The sequence below is a fragment of the Streptomyces tibetensis genome (assembly GCF_007655005.1).
Taxonomy (GTDB): domain Bacteria; phylum Actinomycetota; class Actinomycetes; order Streptomycetales; family Streptomycetaceae; genus Streptomyces; species Streptomyces tibetensis.
Genome location: NZ_SZVW01000013.1, coordinates 1 through 25,712, shown reverse-complemented (window position 1 = coordinate 25,712; position 25,712 = coordinate 1). Strand labels below are relative to the sequence as shown.

General features: G+C 71.9%; 25 protein-coding genes and 2 pseudogenes. 12 read left to right on the top strand and 15 right to left on the bottom strand.

Annotation, left to right across the window (positions count from 1 at the left end; genetic code table 11):
* Positions 1-40: 40 nt before the first annotated feature.
* The gene (locus tag FDO69_RS22230) at positions 41-1,546 is read left to right on the top strand and encodes a metallophosphoesterase family protein (protein WP_104781614.1); all 1,506 of its coding nucleotides are present in this window, start codon (positions 41-43) and stop codon (positions 1,544-1,546) included.
* A gap of 80 nt (positions 1,547-1,626) precedes the next feature.
* Positions 1,627-2,655, top strand: a complete 1,029-nt coding sequence (locus FDO69_RS22225; RefSeq protein WP_104781613.1) for an LLM class flavin-dependent oxidoreductase — start codon at positions 1,627-1,629, stop codon at positions 2,653-2,655.
* Positions 2,656-2,683: 28 nt separating this feature from the next.
* On the opposite strand, the gene FDO69_RS22220 is transcribed toward FDO69_RS22225, so the two are convergent.
* On the bottom strand, positions 2,684-3,856 hold the full coding sequence (locus FDO69_RS22220) for an epoxide hydrolase family protein (RefSeq protein WP_104781612.1): 1,173 nt from the start codon (positions 3,854-3,856) through the stop codon (positions 2,684-2,686).
* Positions 3,857-3,938: 82 nt separating this feature from the next.
* Between FDO69_RS22220 and FDO69_RS22215 the strand changes: the two genes are divergently transcribed.
* A complete protein-coding gene (locus FDO69_RS22215; protein ID WP_104781611.1) occupies positions 3,939-4,514 on the top strand; it encodes a CGNR zinc finger domain-containing protein in 576 nt (191 codons plus the stop codon).
* 98 nt (positions 4,515-4,612) lie between these two features.
* On the opposite strand, the gene FDO69_RS22210 is transcribed toward FDO69_RS22215, so the two are convergent.
* Together FDO69_RS22210 and FDO69_RS42130 are read right to left on the bottom strand one after the other, a co-directional pair.
* The gene (locus FDO69_RS22210) at positions 4,613-5,587 is read right to left on the bottom strand and encodes a TauD/TfdA dioxygenase family protein (protein ID WP_104781823.1); all 975 of its coding nucleotides are present in this window, start codon (positions 5,585-5,587) and stop codon (positions 4,613-4,615) included.
* Between the two features lie 267 nt (positions 5,588-5,854).
* A pseudogene (locus tag FDO69_RS42130) lies at positions 5,855-5,947 on the bottom strand (GH32 C-terminal domain-containing protein); the annotation flags it as partial.
* 35 nt (positions 5,948-5,982) lie between these two features.
* Between FDO69_RS42130 and FDO69_RS22200 the strand changes: the two are divergent.
* Positions 5,983-6,486: pseudogene (locus tag FDO69_RS22200) on the top strand (DNA polymerase ligase N-terminal domain-containing protein); the annotation flags it as partial.
* Positions 6,487-6,650: 164 nt separating this feature from the next.
* On the opposite strand, the gene FDO69_RS22195 reads toward FDO69_RS22200, so the two are convergent.
* From FDO69_RS22195 to FDO69_RS22180, 4 genes are all read right to left on the bottom strand, one after another.
* Positions 6,651-8,993, bottom strand: coding sequence for an ATP-binding SpoIIE family protein phosphatase (locus tag FDO69_RS22195; protein WP_104781609.1), 2,343 nt, complete (start codon positions 8,991-8,993; stop codon positions 6,651-6,653).
* Between the two features lie 61 nt (positions 8,994-9,054).
* Complete coding sequence (locus FDO69_RS22190; protein WP_104781608.1) at positions 9,055-9,522, bottom strand: peroxiredoxin; 468 nt, start codon at positions 9,520-9,522, stop codon at positions 9,055-9,057.
* Positions 9,519-9,899 carry a DoxX family protein gene (locus FDO69_RS22185; RefSeq protein WP_104781607.1) on the bottom strand — a complete coding sequence of 127 codons (381 nt, stop codon included), beginning with the start codon at positions 9,897-9,899 and terminating at the stop codon, positions 9,519-9,521. Before FDO69_RS22185 ends, FDO69_RS22190 begins: the two co-directional genes overlap by 4 nt.
* A 51-nt stretch (positions 9,900-9,950) precedes the next feature.
* Entirely contained in the window at positions 9,951-10,712 is a 762-nt protein-coding gene (locus FDO69_RS22180) for an AraC family transcriptional regulator (protein WP_104781606.1), read from the bottom strand.
* A 90-nt stretch (positions 10,713-10,802) separates the two neighbouring features.
* Between FDO69_RS22180 and FDO69_RS22175 the strand changes: the two genes are divergently transcribed.
* The gene (locus FDO69_RS22175) at positions 10,803-11,960 is read left to right on the top strand and encodes an MFS transporter (protein WP_167526666.1); all 1,158 of its coding nucleotides are present in this window, start codon (positions 10,803-10,805) and stop codon (positions 11,958-11,960) included.
* A 7-nt stretch (positions 11,961-11,967) separates the two neighbouring features.
* On the opposite strand, the gene FDO69_RS22170 is transcribed toward FDO69_RS22175, so the two are convergent.
* On the bottom strand, positions 11,968-12,480 hold the full coding sequence (locus FDO69_RS22170; protein WP_104781604.1) for a MarR family winged helix-turn-helix transcriptional regulator: 513 nt from the start codon (positions 12,478-12,480) through the stop codon (positions 11,968-11,970).
* Positions 12,481-12,616: 136 nt separating this feature from the next.
* Between FDO69_RS22170 and FDO69_RS22165 the strand changes: the two genes are divergently transcribed.
* The 3 genes from FDO69_RS22165 to hemC all read left to right on the top strand — a co-directional run bounded on the left by FDO69_RS22165 (position 12,617) and on the right by hemC (position 15,633).
* Entirely contained in the window at positions 12,617-13,597 is a 981-nt protein-coding gene (locus FDO69_RS22165) for an ATP-dependent DNA ligase (RefSeq protein WP_104781822.1), read from the top strand.
* Positions 13,598-13,739: 142 nt separating this feature from the next.
* Complete coding sequence (locus tag FDO69_RS22160; RefSeq protein ID WP_104781603.1) at positions 13,740-14,516, top strand: NPP1 family protein; 777 nt, start codon at positions 13,740-13,742, stop codon at positions 14,514-14,516.
* 181 nt (positions 14,517-14,697) lie between these two features.
* Complete coding sequence (hemC, locus tag FDO69_RS22155) at positions 14,698-15,633, top strand: hydroxymethylbilane synthase (protein WP_104781602.1); 936 nt, start codon at positions 14,698-14,700, stop codon at positions 15,631-15,633.
* Positions 15,634-15,658: 25 nt separating this feature from the next.
* Here hemC and FDO69_RS22150 read toward each other — a convergent pair whose 3' ends face one another.
* The 4 genes from FDO69_RS22150 to FDO69_RS22135 form a co-directional block, all read right to left on the bottom strand.
* Positions 15,659-16,180, bottom strand: coding sequence for a hypothetical protein (locus tag FDO69_RS22150; protein ID WP_104781601.1), 522 nt, complete (start codon positions 16,178-16,180; stop codon positions 15,659-15,661).
* A 192-nt stretch (positions 16,181-16,372) separates the two neighbouring features.
* A complete protein-coding gene (locus FDO69_RS22145) occupies positions 16,373-17,233 on the bottom strand; it encodes an ABC transporter permease (RefSeq protein WP_104781600.1) in 861 nt (286 codons plus the stop codon).
* On the bottom strand, positions 17,193-17,969 hold the full coding sequence (locus tag FDO69_RS22140) for an ATP-binding cassette domain-containing protein (RefSeq protein WP_104781821.1): 777 nt from the start codon (positions 17,967-17,969) through the stop codon (positions 17,193-17,195). The genes FDO69_RS22145 and FDO69_RS22140 overlap by 41 nt, the downstream gene beginning before the upstream one ends.
* Before the next feature lie 287 nt (positions 17,970-18,256).
* A complete protein-coding gene (locus FDO69_RS22135; RefSeq protein WP_104781599.1) occupies positions 18,257-18,712 on the bottom strand; it encodes a MarR family winged helix-turn-helix transcriptional regulator in 456 nt (151 codons plus the stop codon).
* Between the two features lie 262 nt (positions 18,713-18,974).
* On the opposite strand from FDO69_RS22135, the gene FDO69_RS22130 reads away from it, so the two are divergent.
* Positions 18,975-19,766: an RNA polymerase sigma factor SigF gene (locus tag FDO69_RS22130; RefSeq protein WP_104781598.1), complete on the top strand. Its 792-nt coding sequence runs from the start codon at positions 18,975-18,977 to the stop codon at positions 19,764-19,766.
* A gap of 30 nt (positions 19,767-19,796) precedes the next feature.
* Here the strand turns inward: FDO69_RS22130 and FDO69_RS22125 are convergent, their stop codons facing one another.
* Positions 19,797-20,117 carry an ANTAR domain-containing protein gene (locus tag FDO69_RS22125; RefSeq protein ID WP_170320923.1) on the bottom strand — a complete coding sequence of 107 codons (321 nt, stop codon included), beginning with the start codon at positions 20,115-20,117 and terminating at the stop codon, positions 19,797-19,799.
* A 251-nt stretch (positions 20,118-20,368) separates the two neighbouring features.
* On the opposite strand from FDO69_RS22125, the gene FDO69_RS22120 reads away from it, so the two are divergent.
* A complete protein-coding gene (locus FDO69_RS22120) occupies positions 20,369-21,193 on the top strand; it encodes a VOC family protein (RefSeq protein ID WP_104781596.1) in 825 nt (274 codons plus the stop codon).
* On the opposite strand, the gene glgX is transcribed toward FDO69_RS22120, so the two are convergent.
* Complete coding sequence (gene glgX / locus FDO69_RS22115; protein ID WP_104781595.1) at positions 21,176-23,329, bottom strand: glycogen debranching protein GlgX; 2,154 nt, start codon at positions 23,327-23,329, stop codon at positions 21,176-21,178. The two genes, FDO69_RS22120 and glgX, sit on opposite strands and share 18 nt — an antisense overlap.
* A complete protein-coding gene (locus tag FDO69_RS22110; RefSeq protein WP_104781594.1) occupies positions 23,326-23,838 on the bottom strand; it encodes a pep a2 in 513 nt (170 codons plus the stop codon). The genes glgX and FDO69_RS22110 overlap by 4 nt, the downstream gene beginning before the upstream one ends.
* A gap of 363 nt (positions 23,839-24,201) precedes the next feature.
* On the opposite strand from FDO69_RS22110, the gene FDO69_RS22105 reads away from it, so the two are divergent.
* Together FDO69_RS22105 and FDO69_RS22100 are read left to right on the top strand one after the other, a co-directional pair.
* Entirely contained in the window at positions 24,202-24,570 is a 369-nt protein-coding gene (locus FDO69_RS22105) for a DUF5133 domain-containing protein (RefSeq protein WP_104781820.1), read from the top strand.
* A gap of 73 nt (positions 24,571-24,643) precedes the next feature.
* A partial coding sequence (locus FDO69_RS22100) for a maltotransferase domain-containing protein (RefSeq protein WP_138430145.1) occupies positions 24,644-25,712 on the top strand: 1,069 nt, incomplete at its 3' end.

The following is a 25,712-nucleotide window of genomic DNA, read 5'->3' as shown; positions in this document are numbered from 1 at the left end:
CACCCGCCGGCGAACCAAGATCGATTGCTACGGTGCACCGGTGTCCGACTCCTCACGCGATACCGCCGAAGGCGCCGGCTGGGGCACCAGCGATCGGGGCGCGTACCGGCGGTTGATGCCGCCGAAGTCCGAGAAGATCTCCTGGCTGAGCCCGAAGATGCTGTGGCTCGCCCGCAACGGCGTGCTGGCCTCCTGGTTCGGTGACCCCACCGGCCGGACACGCAGCCGGTGGGTGGCACAGCGGGCGGCTTCCGGAGCACCGGCCGACAAGGTGATCCGCCGGGACGACCCGGACCGGTTCTCCTTCCTGGTCATCGGTGACACCGGCGAGGGCGACGACCCCCAGTACGCCGTCGTGCCCGGGTTCCTCAAGACCGGTCAGGACACCCGCTTCGCCGTGCTGGCCAGTGACGTGATCTACCCGGTGGGCAGCGCGGACGACTACGGCACCAAGTTCTTCCGCCCCTACCGGGACTACCGGGCGCCGATCTACGCGATACCCGGCAACCACGACTGGTACGAGGACCTCGGCTCTTTCATGCGCGTCTTCTGCGGCGACGCCCCGCCCCTGCCGCCCGAGCCCCGGCCCCGTCCGCTCACCCGGGCCCGGCTGCGCTCGCTGCTGTGGCACCGGCCGCGCCCGGATGCGGGGCAACACCTGGCCGAGGCACGCACGTTGCGCTCCGCCCCCGGGCAACAGGCAGTCCAGCCGGGGCCGTACTGGGCGATCGACGCCGGTCCGGTGCGGATCATCGGCATCGACACGGGTCTGCTCGGCGCCCTCGATGCCGAGCAGGGCGCCTGGCTGCGCGAGGTCTCCCAGGGTCCCCGCCCCAAGATCCTGATCACCGGCTCGCCCCTGTACGTGGACGGCCGGCGCGAGCCCTGCGCCATCGAAGGGGGCGGCACCGTCGACGACATCGTCCGCGCCCCGGAGCACCACTACGTGGCGGCGATCGGCGGCGACATCCACAACTACCAGCGCTACCCGGTCCGGCTGGCCGACGGCCGCACACTCCAGTACGTCGTCGCCGGCGGGGGCGGGGCGTTCATGCACGCCACCCACACGATCCCGCGCGTCGACGTCGCGGGCGTCACCGAACAGGACTTCCGCTGCTACCCGCTGCGCGGCGACTCCCTGGCCTTCTACAGCCGGCTGTACGGCCGCCGGCTGCGGATGCGCCGCTTCTTCACCCTCACCGAGGGCGAGGCGACGGCTGTGATCGCCGAGCGGCTCGGCATCAGACCCACCCGTACCCCGGGCGCCTCGACCCGGCTCACCCGGCGCGTCCGCCTGGTCGCCGGACTGCTCGGCACCGGACACCGCCCCGACCGGGCCAAGCGGTTCCGGCTGCCCGTGCGGAAGATCTACACGTCGTTGTTCTCGCCGAGCTCGGCGACGTACGACCCGCCGTTCTTCAAGTGCTTCCTGCGCCTGGACGTCTCCCCGGAGGCGGTCCGGCTGCGCTGCTTCGCGGCGACCGGAAACCGCGCCCAGGAAGTCGCCCCGCCGGTCGAGGACGAGGTGCTGATCCCGCTGCGCTGACCGGGCGGAACGGGAACAGCGGGGGCCGCCGCCGGGTTGGAACCGTCGTACACCATTGAAGGTTCAATGATGGAGGGCTCGTGCCGCCGACCTCACGACCGCTGCGCAAGCTGGGCTTTCTGACCATCGGGCTGTTCGACCCGGCGGACCCGCGCCCGGGCCACGAGTCCACCCTGGAGATCATCGAGCTGGGCGAGCGACTCGGCTTCGACAGCGCGTGGGTGCGTCACCGGCATCTGCAGCACGGCATCTCCTCCCCTGTCGCGGTCCTGTCGGCGGCGTCCCAGCGCACGCGCCGTATCGAGCTGGGCACGGCGGTGATCCCACTCGGGTGGGAGAACCCGCTGCGGCTGGCCGAGGACCTGGCCACCGTCGACCTGCTGTCGGGCGGACGCCTCAATCCGGGCGTGAGCGTGGGCCCGCCCATGCACTTCGACCAGGTCAAGGACGCGCTCTACCCGGACACGGCCGACGCCGAGGACTTCGGCTACGGCAGGGTGGAGCGGCTGCTGGACTTCGTGCGGGGCAAGCCGGCGACGGACTTCAGCGGCGTCGAGGGCTTCGAGGTCTTCTCCGACCGGGTACAGCCGCACTCCCTGGGCCTGGGCCGCCGCCTCTGGTACGGCGGTGGCAGCCTGCGGTCGGCCCGATGGGCCGGCGAGCACGGCATGAACCTCCTCTCCAGCAGCGTCGTGAAGGCCGAAGAGCCCGAGGGCCCCTACGACTTCGCGGAGATCCAGCTCGCGCAGATCCGCGCCTTCCGGGCCGCCCACCCCGACGGCGAGGCCGCCCGCGTCTCGCAGGGCCTGGTCGTCATCCCCACGGACTCCGCCTCGCCCGCCCAGCGTGCCCGCTACGAGGAGTACGCCGCCCAGCGCACTCCCCGCACGGCGACGCCGCAGGGTCCGGCACGGCTGCTGTTCGCGCCGGACCTGGTGGGCACCTCGGCCGAGATCGCCGAACGGCTGCACGCGCACGCCGCGTTCCGGGAGGTGGACGAGGTGGCGTTCGCCCTGCCGTTCTCCTTCGAGCACGAGGACTACGTGCAGATCCTCACCGACATGGCGACAAAGCTGGGCCCGGCCCTGGGATGGCACCCGGGCTCCTAGACCTGCCGGTGCCGGATTCGGTGCGCGTTCACCGATGAGCGGCCAGCACAGCCGCGAGACCCTCCTGCAGGTCATTGACGAAATACCCGGGCACCTCCAGCGACGGGAAATGGCCCCCCTTCTCGGGCGACCTCCATCGGACGATCTGCCGGTAGCGCTCCTGTGCCCAGGGGCGCGGACACCTCTCGATGTCGCGGGGATACATCGTGATGGCCGACGGGACATCGACCCGCAGTTCGGGGTCGAGTGAGTTGTGGCTTTCGTAGTAGATGCGGGCCGCCGATGCGCCGGTCCGCGTCAGCCAGTACAGGGTGACGTCGTCGAGGACACGGTCCCTGGACATCGTCTCGAACGGGCTGTCCTCGGTGTCCGACCACTCGGCGAACTTGTCGACGATCCAGGCGAGAAGCCCGACCGGCGAGTCGACGAGCGAGTAGCCGATGGTCTGCGGCCGGGTCGCCTGCTGCTTCGCGTACGCCGCGCGGTGACGCCAGAAATGGTGGGTTCCCTCGGCCCACTCGCGCTCGACCGCGGTCAGCCCGTCCATGGTCAACCCGGGCGGTCCCGCCGCGAACGTGGAGTGGATGCCGAGCACGTGCTCCGGGAACCTGCCTCCGAGAACCGTGGTGATATTGCCTCCCCAGTCGCCGCCGTGGGCCAGGAATGTGCCGTAGCCGAGCCTTCCCATCAGTTCCACCCATGCGGCCGCGATCTTCTCGGTTCCCCACCCGGTGGTGGCCGGCTTGTCGCTGTGACCGAAGCCGGGCAGCGACGGGACCACGACGTGGAACGCGGGCGCGTCCGCATCTCGCGGATCGGCCAACTCGTCCACCACATCGACGAATTCAGCGACACTGCCCGGCCAACCGTGCGTCATGATCAGAGGAGTGGCGTCCGCACGCGCGGATCGGCGGTGCAGGAAATGGATTCCCAGACCATCGATGGTCGTGCGGAACTGGCCGATGCGGTCAAGGCGCCTTTCGAACGACCGCCAGTCGTACTCGGTGCGCCAGTACGTCACGAGATCGACGAGGTCGGCGAGCGGAACGCCCTGTTCCCATCGGCGAGGGCCGGGGGCGGCGCGGTGGACCGTCTCGGCCTCCGGCAGTCGCGCCGCGGCCAGTCGCGCGCGCAGATCGTCGAGGTCGGCGTCGCTCGCGTGGGCTTCCCATACTTGCACGTCGCTCGTGGGACGGGACATGAGACCTCCAGGCCATCGCGGAACCGGCTAAGACGGTTCTAACAGTCCGCAGAGTCATGCCGCAACCGGCTATGGTGGTTCCATGCGTGGTGAGTTCCCTGACTTCCGCCTCGGCAGCGTGCTGGCGACCAGCTTCACGGGGACGCTGTCAGAGCGTCATGGCAACGCCGTGGAGCGCATTCCCACGCCGCACCGACTCGTCGACTGGCTGGCGGTGAACGGCCTCGCCGTGGACTCCTGCACCACTGCCCAGCTCGAGCTCGCCCGTGAGTTGAGGGAGTCGATTCACGCCGCCGCCACAGCGGCCGCTATCCAGGGCCCTCTCCCCGCGCCTGCCGTCCAGGTCATCAACGACTGCAGCGCTCAGGGTCGGGCCGCGGCGATCCTGACACCCGAGGGCGAGCGGCGATGGCGGCTCAGCTCGGCTTCCCGTGTGGAAGACGCTCTCGGCGTGATCGCCGCCGACGCGATCAGCATCATCGCAGGCGAACGAGACGGAAAACTGGCCTTGTGCGCATCACCGACCTGCAAAGCCGCCTTCTTCGACACCAGCCAGAGCCGCACCCGCAAATGGTGTGACATGAACACGTGCGGGAATCGCCAGAAGAAGGCGCGCTTCATCGCCAAGCAGCGCAAAAACCCCGCGTCGGGGGAGTGATCGTTCCTCGGTACGCCCATGGGAGCCCCAGGCGGCCCGCCCCGCCCGAGGCCACTGACGAGGGCGCACTCACAGCCGGTCTCCGGCCCGGACCGGGGTCACCAACGGCCGGGCGTGGTCCCGGTGATCGGCTCCGACGGCCTGCCGTCCACCCCGACGGGTACGTCACCGGCGAGCATCACGCGGTGCATGATCCGGGGATGATCGAGGTGGGCGGTGTCGCCGGGGGCGAGGTGCATGGTCGCGCGGTTGTCCCAGAACGCCACGCTGCCCGGCTCCCAGCGGAACCGGACCGTGTACTCGGGCCGGACCGCCTGCTCCAGCAGCATCTCCAGGATCGCGCCGCTCTCGGGCCGGGAGAGGCCGTCGATCTGCTCGACGTAGTAGCCGTTGACGTACAGGATCCGCTCGCCCGTCTCCGGGTGGACGCGCACCAGGGGGTGCAGCGAGGCGACCTGCCGGTCCAGCAGGTGCCGGACGTACGCGTCGTCGCCGGGCCGTGGCTGGTAGCCGACGCCCAGCCGGTGCTCGGCCCGCAGCCCGTCGACGAACTCCCGCAGCGGCGCGGAGAGTCCGGCGTACGCCGCCGCCAGGTTCGCCCAGGTGGTGTCGCCGCCGTAGGGCGGTACGGTCTCGGCGCGCAGGATCGTCGCCGCGGGCGGGTCGACACGAGCGCCGTGGTCGCAGTGCCAGCCGCGCAGCAGGGTGTGGCGACGGCGCCGCAGCCACTCGTCGTGCTCCATTGCGAACCGCCCGCCCAGCTCCAGCCGGTCGGCGGTCGTCTCGATCTCGGGGAAGTCCGGGGGCGAGGCCTTGCCGCGCCGCGGCAGCACCACCGGCTCCCCGAACCGCCGCGCCAGGGCCACGTGCCCGCTGTGGTCCAGCCGCTGCCCCCGGAAGAACACCACCTTCCACCGCAGCACCGCCGCCCTGATCGCGGCGACCACGGTGTCGTCGAGGTCCGCCGCCAGATCGACCCCGCCGATCTCCGCCCCGATGTACCCGGCGACCGGGCTCACCTCCACCCCGGCGTCCCGCACTGCCGCGTCCGTCATCGGGCTGTCCGTCGTCATGAGCGCTCCGCTGGTCGTAGCGTGGTCCGGCCTTCCCGAAGATCGTGACAGTGATCTCCGTCGAGGGCGACCATGCCGCGACCGGCCGGTCGGGACGACCGGGCCGACGCGGTGCAGGGTTCCCGGCCGGTCGTCCGGGACCGCGGTTTCGAGGAGGCCGAGACATGGCGGGCGGCAAGGCCCGCCCCACACCCTGAACTCGCGGATCACGGTGTTCCGGAAGACCGCCTTCCCGTCGACCGTGTAGAGCGCGAGCCCCGTGTCGACCAGGTAGGGGAAGGCGGCCGACGAGTGCACGTACCGGCCGTCGTCCACGAACAGCTCCACGGAGGTGCGGTCGACCAGGATCCGCAAGCGCACCTCGCGCCGAGCCGGGTCGAAGGGGCTGTGACTGCCACTTCGACTTCCGGTTGCAGGTGGACGACGTGCTGAAGTCCTGGTCGATCCCCAAGGGCCCCTCGCCGGACCCGAAGGACAAGCGCCTTGCCGTGCCCACGGAGGACCATCCGCTGGAGTACCAGGAGTTCGAGGGAGTGATCCCCCGCGGCGAGTACGGCGGCGGCACGGTGATCGTCTGGGACCACGGCACGTACGAACCGCTGAGCCACGACCGCGAGGGCCGGCCCGTCGACTTCCCCGAGTCGCTGGAGCGCGGGCATGCCACGTTCCGGCTGAGCGGCTCCAAGCTGCACGGTGGGTACGCCCTGACCCGGTTCCGCGGCGGCCGGGGCGGTGACGGCGAGGAGGCCTGGCTGCTGGTGAAGAGGGCCGGGGGTGTGGCCCGTGCGCGCGGTACTCCCGATCCGCGTCGCGCACGCTCGGCCAAGTCCGGCCGCACCCTCGCCCAGGTCGCGTCGGACGCGGCCGCGGCCGCAGCCGCAGCCGCAGCCGGGGAGTGAGCGGCGGGAGCCGTCTCCTCGCGACCGGGGTCGCCTCCTCGCGACCTGGTCACCTCCTCACGCCCGGCCGACCAGAGCTGCCAGGACGGCCAGGGCTGTCTGGCCGGCCAGGGACTGCCGGGCCGGTCAGGGACTGCCGGGCCGGTCAGGGACTGCCGGGCCGGTCAGAACTGCGGTGTGAGCGACTGCTCGCACCAGATGGTCTTGCCCCGGGTGGTCTGCCGGCTGCCCCAGCGCTGGGTGAGCTGGGCGACCAGCAGCAGGCCGCGGCCGCCCTCGTCGTCCTGGTGGGCCCGCCGCAGGTGCGGGGAGGTGGAACTGCCGTCGGACACCTCGCAGATGAGGGTCTGGTCCCGGATCAGGCGGAGCTGGATGGGCGGGGCGCCGTACCGGATGGCGTTGGTGACCAGTTCGCTGACGACGAGTTCGGTGACGAAGGCCGTCTCGTCCAGGCCCCAGGCGGTGAGCTGGTCGGTGGCGGCCTGCCGGGTGGCGGCCACCTCCGCGGGGTCGGGCGTGACGTCCCAGGTGGCGACCTGGTCGGCGCCCAGCGCCCGGGTCCGGGCCAGCAGCAGGGCCACGTCGTCGCTGGGCTCCTCCGGCAGTACGGCCTTCAGGACGGTGTCGCACAGGGCGTCCAGCGAGTCGGCGGGCACGGTCAGAGCCCGGCACAGTTCGTCGGTGGCGTGGTCGACGTCGCGGTCGCGGTCCTCGACGAGTCCGTCGGTGTAGAGGGCGACGACGGAGCCCTCGGGCAGCTGGAGCTCCGTCGCCTCGAACGGCAGCCCTCCCACGCCCAGCGGGGGTCCCGCGCTCATCGGGATCAGCCGGGCGGATCCGTCGGGCAGCACCAGTGCGGGCGCGGGGTGCCCGGCGGCGGCCAGGCTCAGACGTCGTGTGACGGGGTCGTAGACGGCGTAGAGGCAGGTCGCGCCGAGTTCGGCGACGTCGTCGCCCTGGTCGTCCGAGGCGAGGTGGGTGACCAGGTCGTCGAGGTGGGTGAGGAGCTCGTCCGGCGCGAGGTCGACGTCGGCGAGGGTGCGGACGGCGGTGACCAGCCGGCCCATGGTGGCCGTCGAGGGGATGCCGTGCCCCACGACGTCCCCGACGACGAGCGCGACGCGGCTGCCGGACAGCGGGATCACGTCGAACCAGTCGCCGCCGATGCCGGCGGCCGAGCCGGAGGGCAGATAGCGGTGGGCGACCTGGACGGCTGCCTGTCCGGGCAGGCCCCTGGGCAGCAGGCTGTGCTGGAGTGCGAGGGCGGTGGTGCGCTCGCGGGCGAAGCGGCGGGCGTTGTCGACGCAGACCGCGGCCCGGCTGGCGAGTTCCTCCGCGAACACGGCGTCGTCGTCGGCGTAGTCGTCGGGCTGTGCCACGCGCACGGCGACGGCGACACCGAGCGTGGTGCCGCGGGCCCGCAGCGGTACGGCCATCATCGAGTGGACGCCCTTGCGGTAGGGGCGTCCTTGCGGGGCTCGGGAGTTGCGCTCGGCGACCCAGCGCATGAACGCCGGCTCCCCCGCCTGGCTGACGATGGCCCGGCCCTCCCGCATGGCCCGGGCGATCGGCGAGAACGAAGGGTAGACGTCCACTTCACCGAGGTGGACGGCCGCCTCCGGGGTGCCCTCGGTGACGGAGCCGTGGGCGACCCGCCGCAGCGTGACCTCCTGGGCGGGCGCCGCAGGCGCCTCGTCGGAGCCGAGGACCCAGTCGAACAGGTCCACGCTCGCGAAGTCGGCGAACCGGGGCACCACGACCGAGATCAGCTCCTCGGCGGTGCGGATCACGTCCAGGGTGGTGCCGATGCCGGCGGCGGCCTCGTTCAGCAGGGCCAGCCGCTGCCTCGCCCAATACTGCTCGGTGCTGTCGAAAGCGGCCAGGGCGGTGCCCACGAGCGCGCCGGCGGCGTCCCGGACCGGCCACATCTCGGTGACCCAGGCGTGCTCCCGGTTGAGGGCCGGTGCACCGGTGTAGCTCTCGTAGCGCAGCGGCCGGCCGGTCTCGACGACGTGCCGCAGATGCCAGTTGAAGCCGCGGCTGTGCTCCGCCTCCTCCACGGTGTCCGGGAATGGCCGGCCGAGCAGGGTCTCCTCCGACACGCCCATCACCTGACAGGCGGCGTCGTTGAGTCGCAGGTAGCGCTGGCTGGTGTCGAAGACGGACATCGACATGGACGCCTGCTGGAAAGCACGGCCCGCCAGGGACGTCTCCCCGCGGCCGGGCGACGCGGCGGTGATCACATAACCGCCCGCTTCCCCGCCCGGGCCCGCCACGGCGCAACCTCTGACACGGAGGCCGACCAGGTAGCCCTCGCGGTGCCGCACCATGACGGTGCCCGACCGCGCGGACACCGCCCCGGCCGGCACGTCCTCGGCGAGCAGGTCCCGTACGGACCGGCCCACGGCCTCCTCGGCCGGGTAGCCGGTCAGCCGCCGGGCACCCTCGCTCCACCCCGTCACCATGCCGCGGGCGTCGATGATCGCAGCAGCGGAGGCGTCCTCCATAGCGTCCAGGATTATCCCTTTGCCGCCCTCTATCAACCGCGACGGGGCATTCGGGACAGTGTCAGGCGCGGTGGGCGCGCAGCGCGGTGAGGGCCCGGTCGGCGTGTGCGTTCATGCGCAGTTCGCTGCGGACGACGTCGAGGACGGTGCGGTCCTGCGCTATGACGAACGTGGTGCGCTTGGTGGGCGCCAGCGAGAAGCCGCGCTTCACACCGAACCGCTCGCGGACCGCTCCGTCGGCGTCGGACAGCAGCGGCATGCCGAGGCCGTGCCGCCCGGCGAACTCCTGCTGCCGTTCGACGGCGTCGCCGCTGATGCCGACGGGGCGTGCTCCCACGGCGGCGAACTCGGCGGCCAGGTCGCGGAAGTGGCAGGCCTGGGCCGTGCAGCCGGGGGTCAGGGCGGCCGGGTAGAAGAAGAGCACGACCGGGCCCTCGGCGAGCAGCGCGGACAGGCTGCGGACGGTGCCGGTCTCGTCGGGCAGGGCGAAGTCCTCGACCGTGTCCCCGGTCTCCACACGCGCGCTCACGACCTGCCCTCCGCGTTCCGGGCCACGCCGCGCGCCCAGAGCACGAGGGGCACCTGCAGGGGCAGGCGTCCGAAGGCGGCGGCCTTCTGCGGGGCGGGTCGGTGGCGGAAGTCGGCGGCCATCTTGACGTTGGAGGGGAACACCCCGACGAAGAAGGCCGCCGTGGCCAGCGCGGCGGTCCTGCGGGTGCGCGGCAGCGCCAGGCCGGCGGCCAGCGCGAGCTCGACGGCGCCGCTCGCGTAGGTCCAGGCCCTGGGCGTGCCGGGCAGGCCGCGCGGGATGGTCGCGTCGAACGGGCGGGGATTGGCGAAGTGGGCGACGCCCGCGGTGGCCAGCAGGCCGGCGAGCAGCAGGGGTGAGCGTTCGGACCGGGGCACGGTTCCTCCTCTGAAGGCCTGCCGCGCATTATTACCGTCCGGTAGAACAGGTCAGTTCACCGGGTCCCGGGAGCGCTGGTGATGGCGGCCCGGCGTGTAGCCGAACGAGCGGCGGAAGACGTCGATGAAGGCACTCGCGGAGGACCAGCCGCAGCGGTGGGCCACGGTCGTGACGGGCAGGCCGTCGGCCAGCATCCGCAGGGCGTGGTAGAGCCGCGACTGGGTGCGCCACTGCGGGAAGGTCATGCCGAACTCGCGGCGGAAGAGCCGGCTGAGGGTCCGCTCCCCCGCCCCGGTCGCCTCGCCGAGCTCGGCGAGGGTGCGCGCGTCGGCCGGGTCGGCGTGCACGAGCGCGCAGACGGCGGCCAGCCGCGGATCGGCGGGGGTGGGCAGACGCAGGGGCTGCTGGGGCGATATGCGGAGCTGGTCGCGCAGGACGGCGCGCAGCCGGCGGCGCTCCGGGCCGTGGTCGCCCGGATCGCGGGTGTAGGCGAGGATCAGCTCGCGCAGCAACGGGCTGACGGCGAGGACGGCCGGGTGGTCCAGGCCGAGGGGGTTGTCACCCGCGGGCAGGCCGATCAGGTGCAGGTCGAGGCGGCCGTGGGCGCGGTGGGCGTGCACGGTGCCGGCCGGGACCCAGATGGCGCGGGTGCCGGGGGCGAACCAGGTGCCGGCGTCGGTGGTGACGGCGACGACGCCGGAGCCCGCGTAGACGATCTGGTGGTCGTCGTGCCGGTGCGCGTCGATGCGGTCGCCCGCGGTGAGCCGCTGGGCGCGGGTGGGAGCGGTCGGGGCGTGGCGGATGTTCGGCACGGTCCGGCAGATTATCGGAAGCGGGCCAGGCGCTGCGCGGACGACGATCGCCGGGTGACCTCTTCGAGATACGGCCGACCGATCGGCCTGATGTCCCTGGGGCACGCCTGCGTGGATGTGTACCAGGGGGCCGTGGCCGCCCTGGTGCCGTACTTCGTCGCCGAGCGTGCCTACTCCTATGCCGCCGCTTCCGGTGTCGTCCTGGCGGCGTCCCTGCTGTCGTCACTGGTGCAGCCGTTGTTCGGGGTGCTCACCGACCGGTGGGCGATGCCCTGGCTGCTGCCGCTGAGCGCACTGACGGCCGGGGTGGGCGTCGCCCTGAGCGGGGTGACCGGGTCCTATGCGCCGACTCTGGCGGTGGTGGCCGTATCGGGGGTGGGGGTGGCCGCCTACCATCCGGAGGCCGCCCGGGTGGCGCGGGCCCTGGCGCAGGGCCGGCACACGGGCATGGGCTGGTTCTCCTTCGGTGGCAACGCCGGCTTCGCCCTGGCGCCCCTGCTGGTCTTCGCCGTGGTGGCCACGGGTGGGCTGCGCGCGTCTCCTGTGCTGATCCTCCCGGCACTGGCGGGGGCGGCGCTGTGTGCGGCGGCCGTGCGCTCGGCGGGGTCCGTCCCCGGAGGGTCCGGAGCGTGCGCCGCCGCCGGTGCGGACGACTGGGGGTCCTTCCTGCGGTTGTCCGGGGCCGTGGTCTGCCGCTCGGTGGTGTTCGTCGGCCTGAGCACGTTCGTGGCGCTGTACGTGCGCGAGCGCACCGGCGGCGGCGAGGCGGCAGGTACCGCGGCGCTGTTCGTGCTCTACGCCGGCGGCGCGGTCGGCACCCTGGCGGGGGGCCGGCTGGCCGGGCGGTACGGGCGGATGCCGGTGGTGCGCCGGTCGTACGCCGTGACGGTCCTGGCCGTGGCCGGGCTGGTGCTGGTGCCCGGGCCGCCGGTGTACCTGTTCGTGGCACTGACGTCGGTGGGCCTCTATGTGCCGTTCTCGCTGCACATCACCTTGGGGCAGGACTTTCTGCCCCGCCGCGTGGGTACCGCGAGCGGGGTCACGCTGGGACTGACCGTGAGCGTCGGCGGCCTCGCGGCCCCCGCGCTCGGGGCGCTGGCCGACGCGACGTCCCTCCGGTCGGCCCTGCTGCCCCTCGTCGCGCTGCCCGCGCTGGGCCGGCTGCTGCTGTGCGGCCTGCGCGAACCGGCGCCACCGGCGGCGGCTGATGCCGTGGGGGCGGATCCGCGCGATGCGGCCGCACGGTGACCGGGGATCAGGTCGTCCCGGCCGGAGTGGACTGGGGTTCGCCCTCCTCGTCGGCGTAGGCGAGGAAGTCGTCGACCATGCGGTGGAACAGTGTGGCGAGCTGCCGCAGCTCGTCGGGCGACCACTCCGACAGCGCCATCTGCATACCGCGGACACCGGCCTCGCGGACCTTGGCGATGGCCTCGCCGCCGGCGTCGGTGAGCTCGATGCGCTGGGCGCGGCGGTCGTCCGGGTCGGGGACGCGGGTGACGTACCCGGACTTCTGCAACTGCTGCACCGTGCGCGTGACGTGCGAGGCCTCCACGCCCAGCCGCGCGGCGAGCTCCCCCGGCCGCAGCGGCTCGGAGTCGGCGATCTGCCGCAGCAGCGCCACGGCGGCGCGGTCCAGTGGCACGCCCGCCAGGGCCATCAGCCGGTCGTGCCGACGGGCGCGGGTGCTCAGGTAGGTGATACGGGTGAGCGCGCGCTCGATGTCGATCACTTCCGGGGAGGGGACGCCGGGGAGCGGTGGTGTGGGCATGAGCGCCAGGTTATCATCTCGTTGCGTAACTCAAGTAAATCGGGGCGGTCCACCGCACGTGCCGCGGTCGGCGCCGTTCAGGGGAAACAGCCACAAAACACGCGTGAGGACCGGCCGGTTCGTCGACATCTCACCCGTGGACCTGCCACTGATCCCGCCCATGCTCGCCACGTCCGGCTCCCTGCCGCCCGCCGCGCAGGACGCGCGGTGGGCCTACGAGACCAAGCAGGACGGCCAGCGGGTGGTGGTCTATCTGCCCGGGGACGGCAGCGTGCTGCTGCGCGCCCGCTCCGGGGACGACATCACCGCCGCCTATCCAGAACTCCGGCCGCTGGGCACCGCCCTCGGCACCACGGCTGCCGTACTGGACGGCGAGATCATGGCCCTGGACGCCGCGGGCCGGGCCAGCTTCCAGTTGCTCCAGTCCCGGATGGGCCTGGCCCACGCGCCGGCCAGGGCCGCACGGCGGGCGGCGGAGGTCCCGGTCCACCTCGTGCTGTTCGACGTGATGCATGTCGCGAACCACTCGCTTCTGCGGCTCCCCTACGCACGCCGCCGCACGACGCTGGAGGACCTCGGCCTCGCCGGACCCTCGTGGTCGACCCCGCGGGCGCTCGTCGGCCACGGCACCGAGGCCCTGCATGCCACCAGGGAGCACGGCCTGGAGGGGCTGGTCTGCAAGCGGCTGGACTCCGTGTACGAACCGGGGACGCGCTCGCGTGCCTGGATCAAGATCCGCAACATGCGCACCGAGGACGTCCTAGTCGGCGGCTGGCAGCCCGGAAAGGGACGGCTCACCGGCCTGCCGGGCGCGGTGCTGGTCGGGCAGCGTGCCGCGGGACGGCTGCGCTACGTCGGCAGCGTGGGCACGGGCTGGAGCGAGGCCGAACGCACGGAACTCGCCGCGCTGCTGCGGGCCGCCGCGACCGGCGTCTGCCCCTTCGACCCCGCCCCGCGCGCTCCGGGGGCGCACTGGGTCGTACCCCGCCTGGTGGGCGAGGTCCGCTACAGCACCCGCACCCGGGAGGGGCTGCTGAGGCAACCGTCCTGGCTGCGGCTCCGCCCCGACCTGGCACCTGAGGACGCGGCGGCGGACATCCCGGACGACCTGGTCTGAAACGACGACCGGTGGTCAACTGTTGGGCTGCGATTCACTGTTGAGATCCTCCACCCCTCTTGGCATGGACGCGTTCAGCCTGGAAGCTGAACCTCCCTTTCCCCCACAGCCGTTGGGCTGCGCCCGGACCAAGGAGGACGCAGTGTCGTCACGCCCGTTCGCCCACCACCGCAGGAGATGGCTCACCGGAGCAGCCGGTGCCGCCGCCCTCGTCCTCGCGGTCCCCGCCACGGCCCACGCCGCCCCGCCCTCGGCACTGCCCGCCAACGCGGACACGCTGGAGCAGACGTACCAGCCCGCCTACGACTACGACACCGACGGCTGCTACTCCACGCCCGCGATCGGCCCCGACGGCACCGTGAACGGCGGGCTCAACCCGACCGGCGCCCTGAACGGCGACTGCCGGGACGCCTCGGACCTCGACAACACCAACGGCTACGCGCGCTCCAAGTGCAACAACGGCTGGTGCGCCGTCCTGTACGCCCTCTACTTCGAGAAGGACCAGGCCGTGGCCGGCAGCAGCATCGGCGGCCACCGGCACGACTTCGAGCATGTCGCGGTGTTCGTACAGGACAACCAGGTCAAGTACGTGTCGACGTCCAACCACGGCGGGTTCACCGTGCACGCGGCGTCCGCCATCCGATTCGACGGCACGCACGCGAAGATCGTCTACCACAAGGACGGAGTCAGCACGCACTGCTTCCGCGCCGCGAACGCCAACGACGAGCCGCCGGAGAACCACAAGCACACCTGGCAGTACCCGGCGCTGGTCGGCTGGAACGGCTATCCGGCCGGGGTACGCGACAAGCTCACGTCGTACGACTTCGGCAGCGCCAACTTCGGCCTGAAGGACGGCAACTTCGCCAACCACCTCGCCAAGGCCAAGCCCTCCGGCATCGCCTTCGACCCGTACGCGTGACGCGCACGGTCCGGCCGGGGGCCCCGGGCCTCCGGCCGGACCCGGCTCGTGTCGGTGCCGCCACGCAGCGAGGCGGCGCCGTACCGCGGGGAGATCCACTCGTGCCGAACTGACGTGCCCCGCCCGGCGATCGGCGGAGGGACGGCACGTACGCCCCCGCGAGAGGGTCTATCGTGTCCGCATGTCCGTCCCCGAACTGATTCGCATCGTCTCCCGCGACTCCCCCATGGCGCTCGCCCAGGTGGAGCGTGTCCGGGCCGAGTTGGCCGCCGCCCATCCCGGAGTGCGCACCGAGGTCGTTCCGGTGAAGACCACCGGCGACAAGTGGATGGGCGACCTGTCCCAGGTCGAGGGCAAGGGCGCGTTCACCAAGGAGGTCGACGCGGCGCTGCTGGCCGGCGAGGCAGACCTCGCCGTGCACTGCGTGAAGGACGTGCCCGCCGACCGGCCGCTCCCGGCGGGCACGGTGTTCGCCGCGTTCCTCAAGCGGGACGACATCCGCGACGCCCTGATCCACCCGGACGGGCTCACCCTCGACGAACTGCCGGCCGGCACACGGATCGGCACCTCCTCGGTGCGCCGCGTCGCGCAGTTGGCCGCCACGCATCCCCACCTGGAGTGCGTGCCGTTCCGGGGCAACGCCAACAAGCGACTCGCGAAGCTGGCCGCAGGGGAGGCCGACGCCCTGCTGCTCGCGGTCTCCGGCCTGGAGCGCATCGGCCGTGAGGACGTGATCAGCGAGATCCTCTCGACGGAGACGATGATGCCGCCCATCGGCGCGGGCGTACTGGCGCTGCAGTGCCGGGAGGACGACGCCGCGCTGATCGACGCGGTCAGCGGTCTCGGCGACCCGGACACCCACCGGGAGACCACCGCCGAGCGCATGTTCCTGCATGTGCTCCAGGGGCACTGCAACAGCCCCATCGCCGGGTTCGCGCAGGTGGACCGCAGTGGCGAACTCTCCCTGCGGGCCTGCGTGTTCACCCCGGACGGCAAGACACGCCTCAACGCACACGAGTGGGCGGGCAGGCTGGACCCGGCGACACTCGGGACCTCGGTCGCCGTGGCCCTGCTGCGTCAGGGTGCCCGCGAGATCATCGACGGCATCCCGCACTGACTCCCCGCGACACCCTGACGCCGGATCAGGCGGTGCCTTCCTCCGCCTGATCCCGCAGGAAGACGCTCACCTGGTGCGCCAGGCTGTCCCGCACCGCGCCCTGCTGACCGCCGGCGGCCCCCTCGTGCGCGCCGATGCCGCCCGACCAGAGCCGGCGGTCGGTCCACTCCTCCTCGACGCGCAACTGCACCTGGACGTCCACCAGGCTCAGGGACGCCTCGGCACCGGCCGCATAGAGCACGGCGGTGGCCCGGCGCAGCGGGTAGACGTCGAAGCCCTCGATGAACTGCGAGTTGCGCCAGTCGATGAAGGCGCTCTCCCCGTCCGGACCGAGGCGGACGTCGATCTGGCCGTCCTCCAGGTGCACGCCGAGATGACGGCTGCCGCGGTTCTCGACCGTCACGCGGAGGCAGAAGTACGTCAGCCCCTCGGCGGCGTCGTCCCGGCCGCGGGGCGGCTCGGCCGGTTCCAGACGGTGGACGCGGACGCGCAGACCGGCATGCTCGTCGTACTCCTGCCAGTCCCCGACCACGTTCGGCTCGTACACGCTGCACCCTCTCGACCTCTGGAAGCTGCTTCCTATCTGTGGTCTCAGCGCACTGTCAAATGAGCAGAATGCGCTGTGGCCTGGCAGTTCATCCTTTTTGATCGGTGATCAAGCCGTGCCCAGCGGTTATCCGGAAAGAGTGGGAGAAAGCGCTTGCCCGGGCGTGCCGCACATCACTTCCACGAGTGAAGATCAACGGGCCAGACGGCCCAGCAGGGCCGAGGCCGCGGTGACGCCGAGTGCGGCGGCCAGGCACAGCACCGCGAAGTCGGACGCCAGATGGTGGGGCGTGCCGAGGAGGAGGCCGCGCAGGGCGTCCACCTCGTAGCTGAGCGGGTTGGCCTTGCTGACGGCCTGGAGCCAGCCCGGCATCACGGACACCGGGTACAGGGCGTTGGAGCCGAAGAACAGCGGCATGGTGATCGCCTGGCCGATGCCCATGAGGCGGTCACGGCTGAGGACGATACCGGCGATGGTCATCGACAGGCAGGAGAAGAAGGCCGAGCCGAGGACCACGATGGCGGCGACGGCGAGCAGCTCGATCGGGTTCCAGGTCAGGGCCACGCCGAGCAGTGCCGCGATGAGCAGCACCACGACGGCCTGGACGAGCGACTTCACCCCGGCCGCGAACGCCTTGCCGGTGATCAGGGCCGACCGCGGAGTCGGGGTGACGAGGAGCTTGTTGAGGACACCGGCGTCGCGCTCCCAGATGATCTGGATGCCGTAGAAGATGGCGATGAACATCGCGGACTGGGCGATGATGCCGGGCGCCAGGTAGTCGACGTAGGGGATGCCGCCGGTGGGGATCGCCTTGATGCGCGTGAAGGTCTGACCGAAGATCAGCAGCCAGAGGGCGGGCTGGACCGCGCGGGTGTACAGCTCGGTGCGGTCGTGGCGCAGCTTCTGCAGTTCGACCGCGCACATCGCGCCGACGCGGGCGGGCAGCAGCCGCCAACCGGCTCGGGGCGCCGGGGGTTTGAGCAGCAGGTCGACGCCGTGGGCGCGGGCGGGGTCAGCCGACACGGCGCGCGGTGCGGCGGGTGCTTCGGACATCGCGGAAATCTCCTGCCTCGTCGTCGAGACCGCTGCCGGCCACGTCCCGGAAGACGTCCTCCAGCGTCGGCAGCGCGTTCTGGGCCGCGCCCGCGGCGCGGCGGCGGGCGCCGAGCCCCTCCCGGAGCTCAGTGGGGGTGCCGAGGGCCCGGATCCGGCCGCGGTGCATCAGGGCGACCCGGTCGCAGTACTGGTCGGCCTCGTCCATGTAGTGGGTGGTCACGAGCACGGTCATGCCGGTGGCCCGGCGGACGGCGCCGATGTGCTCCCACACGCCGGTGCGGGCGATCGGATCCAGGCCGATCGTGGGCTCGTCGAGGATCAGCAGCCGCGGGGCGCTGACCAGCGCCTGGGCGAGTTCGAGCCGGCGGACCATACCGCCGGAGTACGTGGCGGCCAGCCGGTCGGCGGCGTCGGCGAGGTCGACGGCGGCCAGGGCCTGGGCGACGCGCTCGGTGCGCTCCGCGCGGGACACGTCGAAGACCCGGGCGAACAGGGCGACGTTCTCCCGTCCGGTGAGTCCGGCGTCCGCGGACAGTTGCTGCGGAACGTAGCCGAGCAGGCGGCGTACGGCCATGCGATCCACGGCGGTGTCGTGGCCGAAGACGCGGACCATGCCGGCGGGCACGGGCAGCAGGGTGGTGATGCAGCGGATGGCGGTGGTCTTGCCCGCGCCGTTGGGCCCGAGCAGGCCGAAGACCTCGCCCTGCCGGACGGTGAGGTCGAGTCCGTCCACGGCGTTGGTGTCGCCGAAGGCGTAGGCGAGCCCGGTACAGGCGACGGCGTCGGCCTGGGGGACGGTCTCGTCGCCCCGGGGACCGGCCCCGTCAACCCGGGGGCCCGTTTCGTCGGCCCGAGGGCCGGCCTCGTCAACCCGGGGGCCGGCCTCGTCGCCCCGGGGGCCCGTTTCGTCGGCCCGAGGGTCGGTCCCGTCAGCCCGGGAATCGGGCCGGTCGGCCCGGGAATCGGGCCGGTCGGTCCGGCGGGCGGGCCCGTCGGGCCGGGATGGGGCGGTGTCCCTCGTCATGATTCCTCGGCCTCCTCGTGCAGGGTGTCGGCCAGCTTGCGCAGGGCCGGGATCGCGGCGAGCAGCGCCTGGCGGTCCGCTTCGTCCAGGCGCGCCACCTGGCGGCGTACGAGCTCGGCGCGGAGCCTGCGCCACTCCCCCAGCCGCGCCTCGGCGGCCGGCGTGGGCAGCAGCCGGGCGGCCCGCCGGTCGGCGGGGTCGGTCTCGCGGACCAGGTAGCCGGCCCCCGCCAGCTGGTTGACCAGGGTGGACACCGAGTTGGCCGCCAGCCCGAGGTCCTTGGCCGCGTCGGAGATGCCGACGCCGGGCCGCGCCACGACCAGACGCAGCAGTTCCACCTCGGCACCGCGCAGCCGCGGGTCGGGCATCTGCCGCCGCAGGCGCCGTCGGATCAGCCGCTGGACCCCGACGAGCGCGTCGGCCAGCTCTTCCGGGAAGGTCTCCGGCTCCATGCGGCCGAGATTAGCTCTGTAACAGAGCTAATCGATCCAAGGTGAGGTCAAGAGAGGTCAAGAGACGTACCTGAAAGGGCAGCGACCGTGAGAGCGCCCGCGTCCCCCAAATGCCGTATTGTCTGAATTGCCAGTGCTTCGGACAGGAGGCACGTATGTGGGGAGCCGGCCGCCCGGGACTCCCAGTGCTTCCGTGAGGTCCGAGGCCGCGCTTCCCACGGTGTCTGTCCCCATTCAGCACCTGCTCAGGGAGGTGCGCACCATGCGTATCGCCGGCAGCACCCGAACGCACCCCCACGACGACGCCCCCGACACCGCGGCGGCGTTCGCGCGTCTCGCGCAGCTGCCCGAAGGGCCCGAGCGCAAGGCCCTGCGGGACGAGCTGGTCGAGGCCTGGCTTCCCATGGCCGAGCGGATCGCCGTCCGTTTCCGCGGCCGTGGCGAATCCCTCGAGGACCTCTACCAGGTGGCCGCCCTGGGCCTCGTGAAGGCGGTCGACCACTACGACCCGGCCCGTGGCAACGCCTTCGAGGCGTACGCGGTACCGACGGTCACCGGCGAGATCAAGCGCCACTTCCGTGACCACATGTGGACGCTGCACGTGCCCCGCCGGGTCCAGGACCTGCGCAACCGGGTGCGGCACGCGGCCAAGGAACTGTCGCAGACCACCCCGGGGCGCGCCCCCACGGTCGCCGAGATCGCCGAGTTCGCCCAGCTCACCGATGGTGAGGTGCGCACCGGCATGGAGGCCCTGGAGTGCTTCTCCGCGCTGTCGCTGGAGGCGGAGATGCCCGGGACCGACGGCTACGCCCTCGGGGACGCGATCGGCGGACCCGACCCGGCCTTCGACATCGTCGTCAACCGGGTGGCCGTCCGGCCCTGTCTCGAGGCGCTGCCGGAGCGCGAACGGATCATCCTCTACTTGCGCTTCTTCAAGGGCATGACGCAGAGCCGTATCGCCGAACAGCTCGGCATCTCGCAGATGCACGTCTCCCGATTGCTCAGCAGTTGCTTCGCCCATCTGCGTGAGGAACTGCTCACCGAGGCCCGCTGACGCGCGGGCGTCCGGTGCCGCCGCCGGGGATCACACCTCCGGCGGCGATCCGGGGATCTGCGTCGGTCCGGCGCGGTCGAGGGCGTCCTCCAGTACGGCCCGGATCTCCTCGGGCATCACGCCCGTGCGCCCCCAGACGAGGATCAGTTCGGCCACGTTGCGCAGCTTGATGTTGGTGCGCTGGGAGACCTCCTTCAGCACGGCCCACCCCCGGTCGGGGGAGATCCGGCCGAGTGCCACCACCATCCCGATCGCCTGGTCCACGACGGCGTGGGAAACGACCGCCTCCTTCAGCTGCTGGACCTGTTCCTGAAGTTCGAGGATCCGATCCGAGCCCCCGTCCGTGGGCATGGTCACCTCCGGGTCCGGTGCGGCGCTGCGCTGCGCCCGAGGTCCCACCGGATGCTTGAGTACCCTGACGCAGTGTCCGACCCATCCATCGTCGTCACTCGGTCCGCCCTGTGCCACCGGGGCGGACCAGGCCGGACGCCGTTTCGGCGCCCTCGCCGGGGTACTCGGCAGGCGCCCACAGCGGTTCCGGTTGGACACTGGTGTCAATCCTCCGGTGGCTGCCAGGCCGACGAGATCAGGACGCGACTGCCATGAACCACAACATGCCCACCTCCTCCGGCACGAAGGACGTCGTCTCATCACAGTCCGTGTTCGGCGCACCCTGCTGGGTGAGCCTGACCAGCCGGGACGTCAAGGCGACGGAGGAGTTCTACGGGGCCGTGCTGGGCTGGCAGTGGCGGCCGGCCAAACTCGGCGACCGGTTCCGGATCGCGCTGGTGGACGGCTCGCCGGTGGCCGGCATCGCGGGGGTGGCGACCATGTGGCAGATGGCGGTGGCGTGGACGCCGTACTTCGCGGTGCGCAGCGCGGACGAAGCGGTGGCGCGGGTGCAGGAGCGCATGGGGACGGTCGCGGTCGGGCCGATCTCCCTGCCGCCGGGGCGGGCGGCGCTGCTGGCCGACCGGGACGGGGCGACCTTCGGCATCTGGGAGGGCGACCTCTTCACCGACTGGGAGACCTGGCGCAACGCGCAGCCGGCCTTCATCACGCTCCACACCCGGGACGCCTTCGACGCGGCGATCTTCTACGGCGAGATCCTCGAGTGGGCGACCCAGCGGCCGGGTTGCTGCGAGGTCCATTACGAGGGCGGCGAGGTCGTACTGCGCAGCCGCGGGGACGTGGTGGCCCGGATCGAGTCAGGGGCCCTGGAGGCGGCCCCCGACCCCGCGATCCGGCCGCACTGGCAGGTCCACTTCTCCGTCGACGACGTGGAGGCCTGCGCCCGTGCGGCGGAACTCCACGGCGGCAGCGTCCTGTCCAAGGGCAGCGACGAGGCGGTGCTGCGCGACCACGACGGCGCGCAGTTCACGGTGACCACGCGCCGCGACCGCCGACGGTCAGCCCCTCTCGCGTGACGCCCGTGACGGCCGGGACAGCAGAACCAGGCTGCGGGCGTCGACGGTGAGGTCCGTCCCCGCCTTGTGCTCGGACTCGTCGGGGGTGCTCTCCGGGTCGGCCGTGTCGATGAGGGCCTTCCAGCGTTCGCCGTAGGAGGCGTCCGGGAGGCGGAAGTCGACCGGTTCCCAGTGGCTGTTGAGGAGCAGCAGGAACGAGTCGTCGACGACCGGGCGCCCCCGCGGATCGGGTTCGGCGATGGCGTCGCCGTTGAGGAAGACACCGACGGAGTGCGCGTCGCCGCGCTGCCAGTCGTCATCGGTCATCTCGCAGGCGTCCGGCGCCAGCCACACCAGGTCGGGCAGCGGCTGGTCCGCCCGGGTCAGGGTCTCGCCGAGGAAGAAGCGGCGCCGCCGCAGCACGGGATGTCCCGTGCGCAACCGGATGACGTACCGGGTGAACTCCAGCAGATCGCGCTGCTCCTCGGTGAGCCGCCAGTCGATCCAGGAGATCTCGTTGTCCTGGCAGTAGGCGTTGTTGTTGCCGACCTGGGTGCGCCCGAGTTCGTCCCCGTGGGAGAGCATCGGGATGCCCTGGGACAGCAGCAGCGTGGCGAGGAAGTTGCGCTGCTGACGCGTGCGCAGTTCCAGCACGGCCGGGTTGCGGGTCGCCCCCTCGGCGCCGCAGTTCCAGGACCGGTTGGTGCTCTCGCCGTCCTGGTTGTCCTCGCCGTTGTCCTCGTTGTGCTTGTCGTTGTAGGACACGAGGTCGCGCAGGGTGAAGCCGTCGTGCGCGGTGACGAAGTTGACGCTGGCGCGGGGCCGGCGCCTGCTGTGCTGGTACAGGTCGGAGGAGCCCGTGAGCCGGGAGGCGAGCTCGCCGAGGGTGTGGTCCTCGCCGCGCCAGAAGTCGCGGACCGCGTCGCGGTACATGCCGTTCCACTCCGACCACAGCGGCGGGAAGTTGCCGACCTGGTAGCCGCCCTCTCCGACGTCCCAGGGCTCGGCGATCAGCTTGACGCGGCTGATCACCGGGTCCTGCTGGATGAGGTCGAAGAACGCCGACAGCCGGTCCACCTCGTGGAACTGCCGGGCCAGCGTCGCCGCGAGGTCGAAGCGGAAGCCGTCGACGTGCATCTCGGTCACCCAGTACCGCAGCGAGTCCATGATCAGCTGGAGGACGTAGGGGTGGCGCATCAGCAGGCTGTTGCCGGTGCCGGTGGTGTCGTAGTAGTGCTCCCAGTCGCCGTCGACCAGGCGGTAGTACGAGCAGTTGTCGATGCCGCGGAAGGACAGCGTGGGCCCCATCTCGTTGCCCTCGGCGGTGTGGTTGTAGACCACGTCGAGGATCACTTCGAGACCGGCCGCGTGCAGGGTCTTCACCATCTGCTTGAACTCGGCGACCTGCTCGCCGCGCGTGCCGTGGGCGGCGTAGCCGTTGTGGGGCGCGAAGAAGCCGATGGTGTTGTAGCCCCAGTAGTTGGCCAGTCCGCGGTCGTGCAGCACCCCGTCGTGGACGAACTGGTGGACCGGCATCAGCTCCACGGCGGTGACGCCCAGGGAGGTCAGGTGCTCGACGGCCGCGGGGTGGGCCAGCCCGGCGTAGGTGCCCCGGAGTTCCTCGGGCACCTCGGGATGGGTGCGGGTCATGCCCTTGACGTGGGCCTCGTAGATCACCGTGTCGGCGTAGGGCCGGCAGGGCCGCGCGTCGTCGCCCCAGTCGAAGGCCGGGTCGGTCACCACGCCGAGCATCGTGTGCCCGGCGCTGTCGGCCGGGTCGGGGCCGTCGGGATTGCGCTCGTAGAGCGAGGGGTGGTTGTCGATCTGCCCGTCCACCGCACGGGCGTACGGGTCGAGCAGCAGTTTCGCCGGGTTGCAGCGGTGACCCGCGGCCGGGGCCCAGGGCCCGTGTACGCGGTACCCGTAGCGCTGGCCGGGCCCGACGCCGGGGACGTAGCCGTGCCAGACGAAGCCGTCGACCTCGTTCAGCGGCACCTGGGTGTGGCTGCCGTCGTCGTCGACGAGGACCAGCTCGACGCGTTCGGCGACCTCGCTGAACAGCGCGAAGTTGGTGCCCTCCCCGTCGTGGTCCGCCCCCAGAGGGTAGGGGCGCCCGCTCCAGGCGGACGCCCCTTTCCGTGACGGCCGGCGCGTCACCGGGCGTCCTCCAGGATGTCGGCCGGGATGCCGGCCGGCCCGGCCAGCTGCGCGACCCGCTCCTCGCGGGGCACGTCGAGGCCCTCGCTCTCGCGCGGCGCGGGCGCGGTCGGCACCAGCGGGACGCGTTCCCCGGCGCGGGCGCGCTGCGAGAACCAGATGACCTTGCTGCCGGTCTCGGTGGCGCAACAGCCCCAGCCGTCGCTCATCGCCGCGAGGTGCTCCAGGCACCCGCGCAGCTCCTGGTCCGGGCGCAGGGCGCGGTCGTTGTCCCCGATGGCGGTGATCAGGTGCTGCCCGTTCCACCACATCTCGATCGACGTGTTCTTGTCCGTGGCGTGTTCGTCGATGGCCTTGAGCAGCATCTCGGCACCGCCGCAGACGGGCTGGATCAGGTTGTCCAGGTCCCAGAACCTCAGGTGAGCGGCCAGAATGCGGCTGACCTGTCCCACCCGTTCCGGGTTGACTTCCACGTCGAGGTGGTAGTAGCAGGGCACTGCGGTCTTCATCGGTCGGCTCCTCACCGCGAAGCTCAGTTCCTTCTCGCTCCCGCGGTCCTGCGGGACGAGCCCCGAACACGGAACGTGAGCGCCTATCGCTTCTGAGTCACACTCAGCCTGAGGGTGATAGCCCGTTCGTGCAACACGAGCGCACAGCTGAGGCTGCCGTACACACAAGTGAGCGGGTTCGGGTGACCTGATCGGCCCAGCGAAACCCCTAGTGGTTGAAGATCCAACAAGACGCTGCGTCGCCCCGCGTGCACCATGTGTGAAGAACTCGATCGCCGTCACGGATCCGTGTCGCTGTGCGCACGGCCGCCGTCCGACCGTCGGGAGACCGTGCCCCTCGAGCCCCGAAAGGTGATCGGCGCCATGCTGCTACCCGCCAAAGCCGAAGTCGCCCGGCAGTTGCGGCGTTACCGGGCCTGGGAACGCGTGATGCTCGCGGCACCGAACGACCGCACGGTGCGGACCACGTTCGAGGACTCCGGCTACACGCTCTGTGTGCTGATGGGCAAGCGCTGCGCTCGGGAGGCCGCGGACGCGGCCGAGCGGTACCTGCGCACGAACCACATCACCTACCTGCAGGAACAGCAGATCACCTGCCTCCAGGAGCAGCACGTCACCTGTCTGCAGGAACCCGGCGAACGGACTCGTCCGGCCACGGCGGTCCGGCGCAGACCGTCGGCGGCGGAACGGAGATCCCCGGCTGCCGAGCGCAGATCCCCGGCGGGAAGGTAACGGCCTTCCCGCACATCCCGTCCCCCGGCCGGGCCCTGCGGCCCGGCTTTCGAGCACGCTGGAGGTGAGGACCATGAGAAGGACCCGGGCCATCGGCCGAATCCCGGTACGGGACGTCCGCCCGGCCGTGGAGAGCGGCAACCGGCCGGCGAAGGCGGTCGTGGGTGAAACGTTCGAGGTCACCGCCACCGTGTTCCGGGAGGGGCACGACGCGGTGGCCGCCGATGTCGTCCTGAAGGACCCCGAAGGCCGCCCCGGGCCGTGGACGCCGATGCGCGAGCTCGCCCCCGGCAGCGACCGCTGGGGCGCCGAGGTCACCGCGAACGCCGTCGGCCGCTGGTCGTACCGCGTGGAGGCCTGGAGCGATCCGGTGGCCACCTGGCGCCACACGGCGGGCATAAAGATCCCGGCGGGCATCGACCCGGGCCTGGTCCTGGAAGAGGGTGCGGAACTGTACGAGCGGGCAGCGGCCGGCGTGCCGAAGGGAGCCGGCCGCACCGTGCTGCTCACCGCGGCGGAGACTCTGCGCGACGACTCGCTGTCCGCGGCGGCTCGTCTGGCGGCGGCGCTGACGCCGGAGGTGGACGCGGTCCTGGCCCGGTATCCGCTGCGGGACCTGGTCACCAGCAGCGAGCCGCTGCCCCTGCTCGTGGAGCGGGAGCGGGCCCTGTACGGCTCGTGGTACGAGTTCTTCCCCCGCTCGGAAGGCACCCCCCAGCAGCCCCACGGCACCTTCCGCACCGCCGCGCGCAGACTGCCGGCGATCGCCGCGATGGGCTTCGACGTGGTCTACCTGCCGCCGATCCACCCCATCGGCACCACCTTCCGCAAGGGGAAGAACAACACCCTCTCCCCCGGCCCCGAGGATGTCGGCGTGCCCTGGGCGATCGGCTCGCCCGAGGGCGGGCACGACGCCGTCCACCCGGATCTGGGCACGCTGGAGGACTTCACCTGGTTCGTCCGGCAGGCCCGGGAGCTGGGCATGGAGGTGGCGCTGGACTTCGCCCTGCAGTGCTCCCCGGACCATCCTTGGGTGCACAAGCACCCCGAGTGGTTCCACCACCGCCCCGACGGCACCATCGCCCATGCGGAGAACCCGCCGAAGAAGTACCAGGACATCTACCCCATCGCCTTCGACGCCG

Excerpts from the sequence above, each read along its gene's own strand:
- FDO69_RS22220 (WP_104781612.1), bottom strand. The coding sequence starts at position 3,856 with ATGTCCCGTCCCACGAGCGACGTGCAAGTATGGGAAGCCCACGCGAGC.
- FDO69_RS22215 (WP_104781611.1), top strand. The coding sequence starts at position 3,939 with ATGCGTGGTGAGTTCCCTGACTTCCGCCTCGGCAGCGTGCTGGCGACC.
- FDO69_RS22210 (WP_104781823.1), bottom strand. The coding sequence starts at position 5,587 with ATGACGACGGACAGCCCGATGACGGACGCGGCAGTGCGGGACGCCGGG.
- FDO69_RS22195 (WP_104781609.1), bottom strand. The coding sequence starts at position 8,993 with ATGGAGGACGCCTCCGCTGCTGCGATCATCGACGCCCGCGGCATGGTG.
- FDO69_RS22175 (WP_167526666.1), top strand. The coding sequence starts at position 10,803 with ATGTCCCTGGGGCACGCCTGCGTGGATGTGTACCAGGGGGCCGTGGCC.
- FDO69_RS22170 (WP_104781604.1), bottom strand. The coding sequence starts at position 12,480 with ATGCCCACACCACCGCTCCCCGGCGTCCCCTCCCCGGAAGTGATCGAC.
- hemC (WP_104781602.1), top strand. The coding sequence starts at position 14,698 with ATGTCCGTCCCCGAACTGATTCGCATCGTCTCCCGCGACTCCCCCATG.
- FDO69_RS22145 (WP_104781600.1), bottom strand. The coding sequence starts at position 17,233 with ATGTCCGAAGCACCCGCCGCACCGCGCGCCGTGTCGGCTGACCCCGCC.
- FDO69_RS22135 (WP_104781599.1), bottom strand. The coding sequence starts at position 18,712 with ATGGAGCCGGAGACCTTCCCGGAAGAGCTGGCCGACGCGCTCGTCGGG.
- FDO69_RS22130 (WP_104781598.1), top strand. The coding sequence starts at position 18,975 with ATGCGTATCGCCGGCAGCACCCGAACGCACCCCCACGACGACGCCCCC.
- FDO69_RS22125 (WP_170320923.1), bottom strand. The coding sequence starts at position 20,117 with ATGCCCACGGACGGGGGCTCGGATCGGATCCTCGAACTTCAGGAACAG.
- FDO69_RS22120 (WP_104781596.1), top strand. The coding sequence starts at position 20,369 with ATGAACCACAACATGCCCACCTCCTCCGGCACGAAGGACGTCGTCTCA.
- FDO69_RS22110 (WP_104781594.1), bottom strand. The coding sequence starts at position 23,838 with ATGAAGACCGCAGTGCCCTGCTACTACCACCTCGACGTGGAAGTCAAC.
- FDO69_RS22105 (WP_104781820.1), top strand. The coding sequence starts at position 24,202 with ATGCTGCTACCCGCCAAAGCCGAAGTCGCCCGGCAGTTGCGGCGTTAC.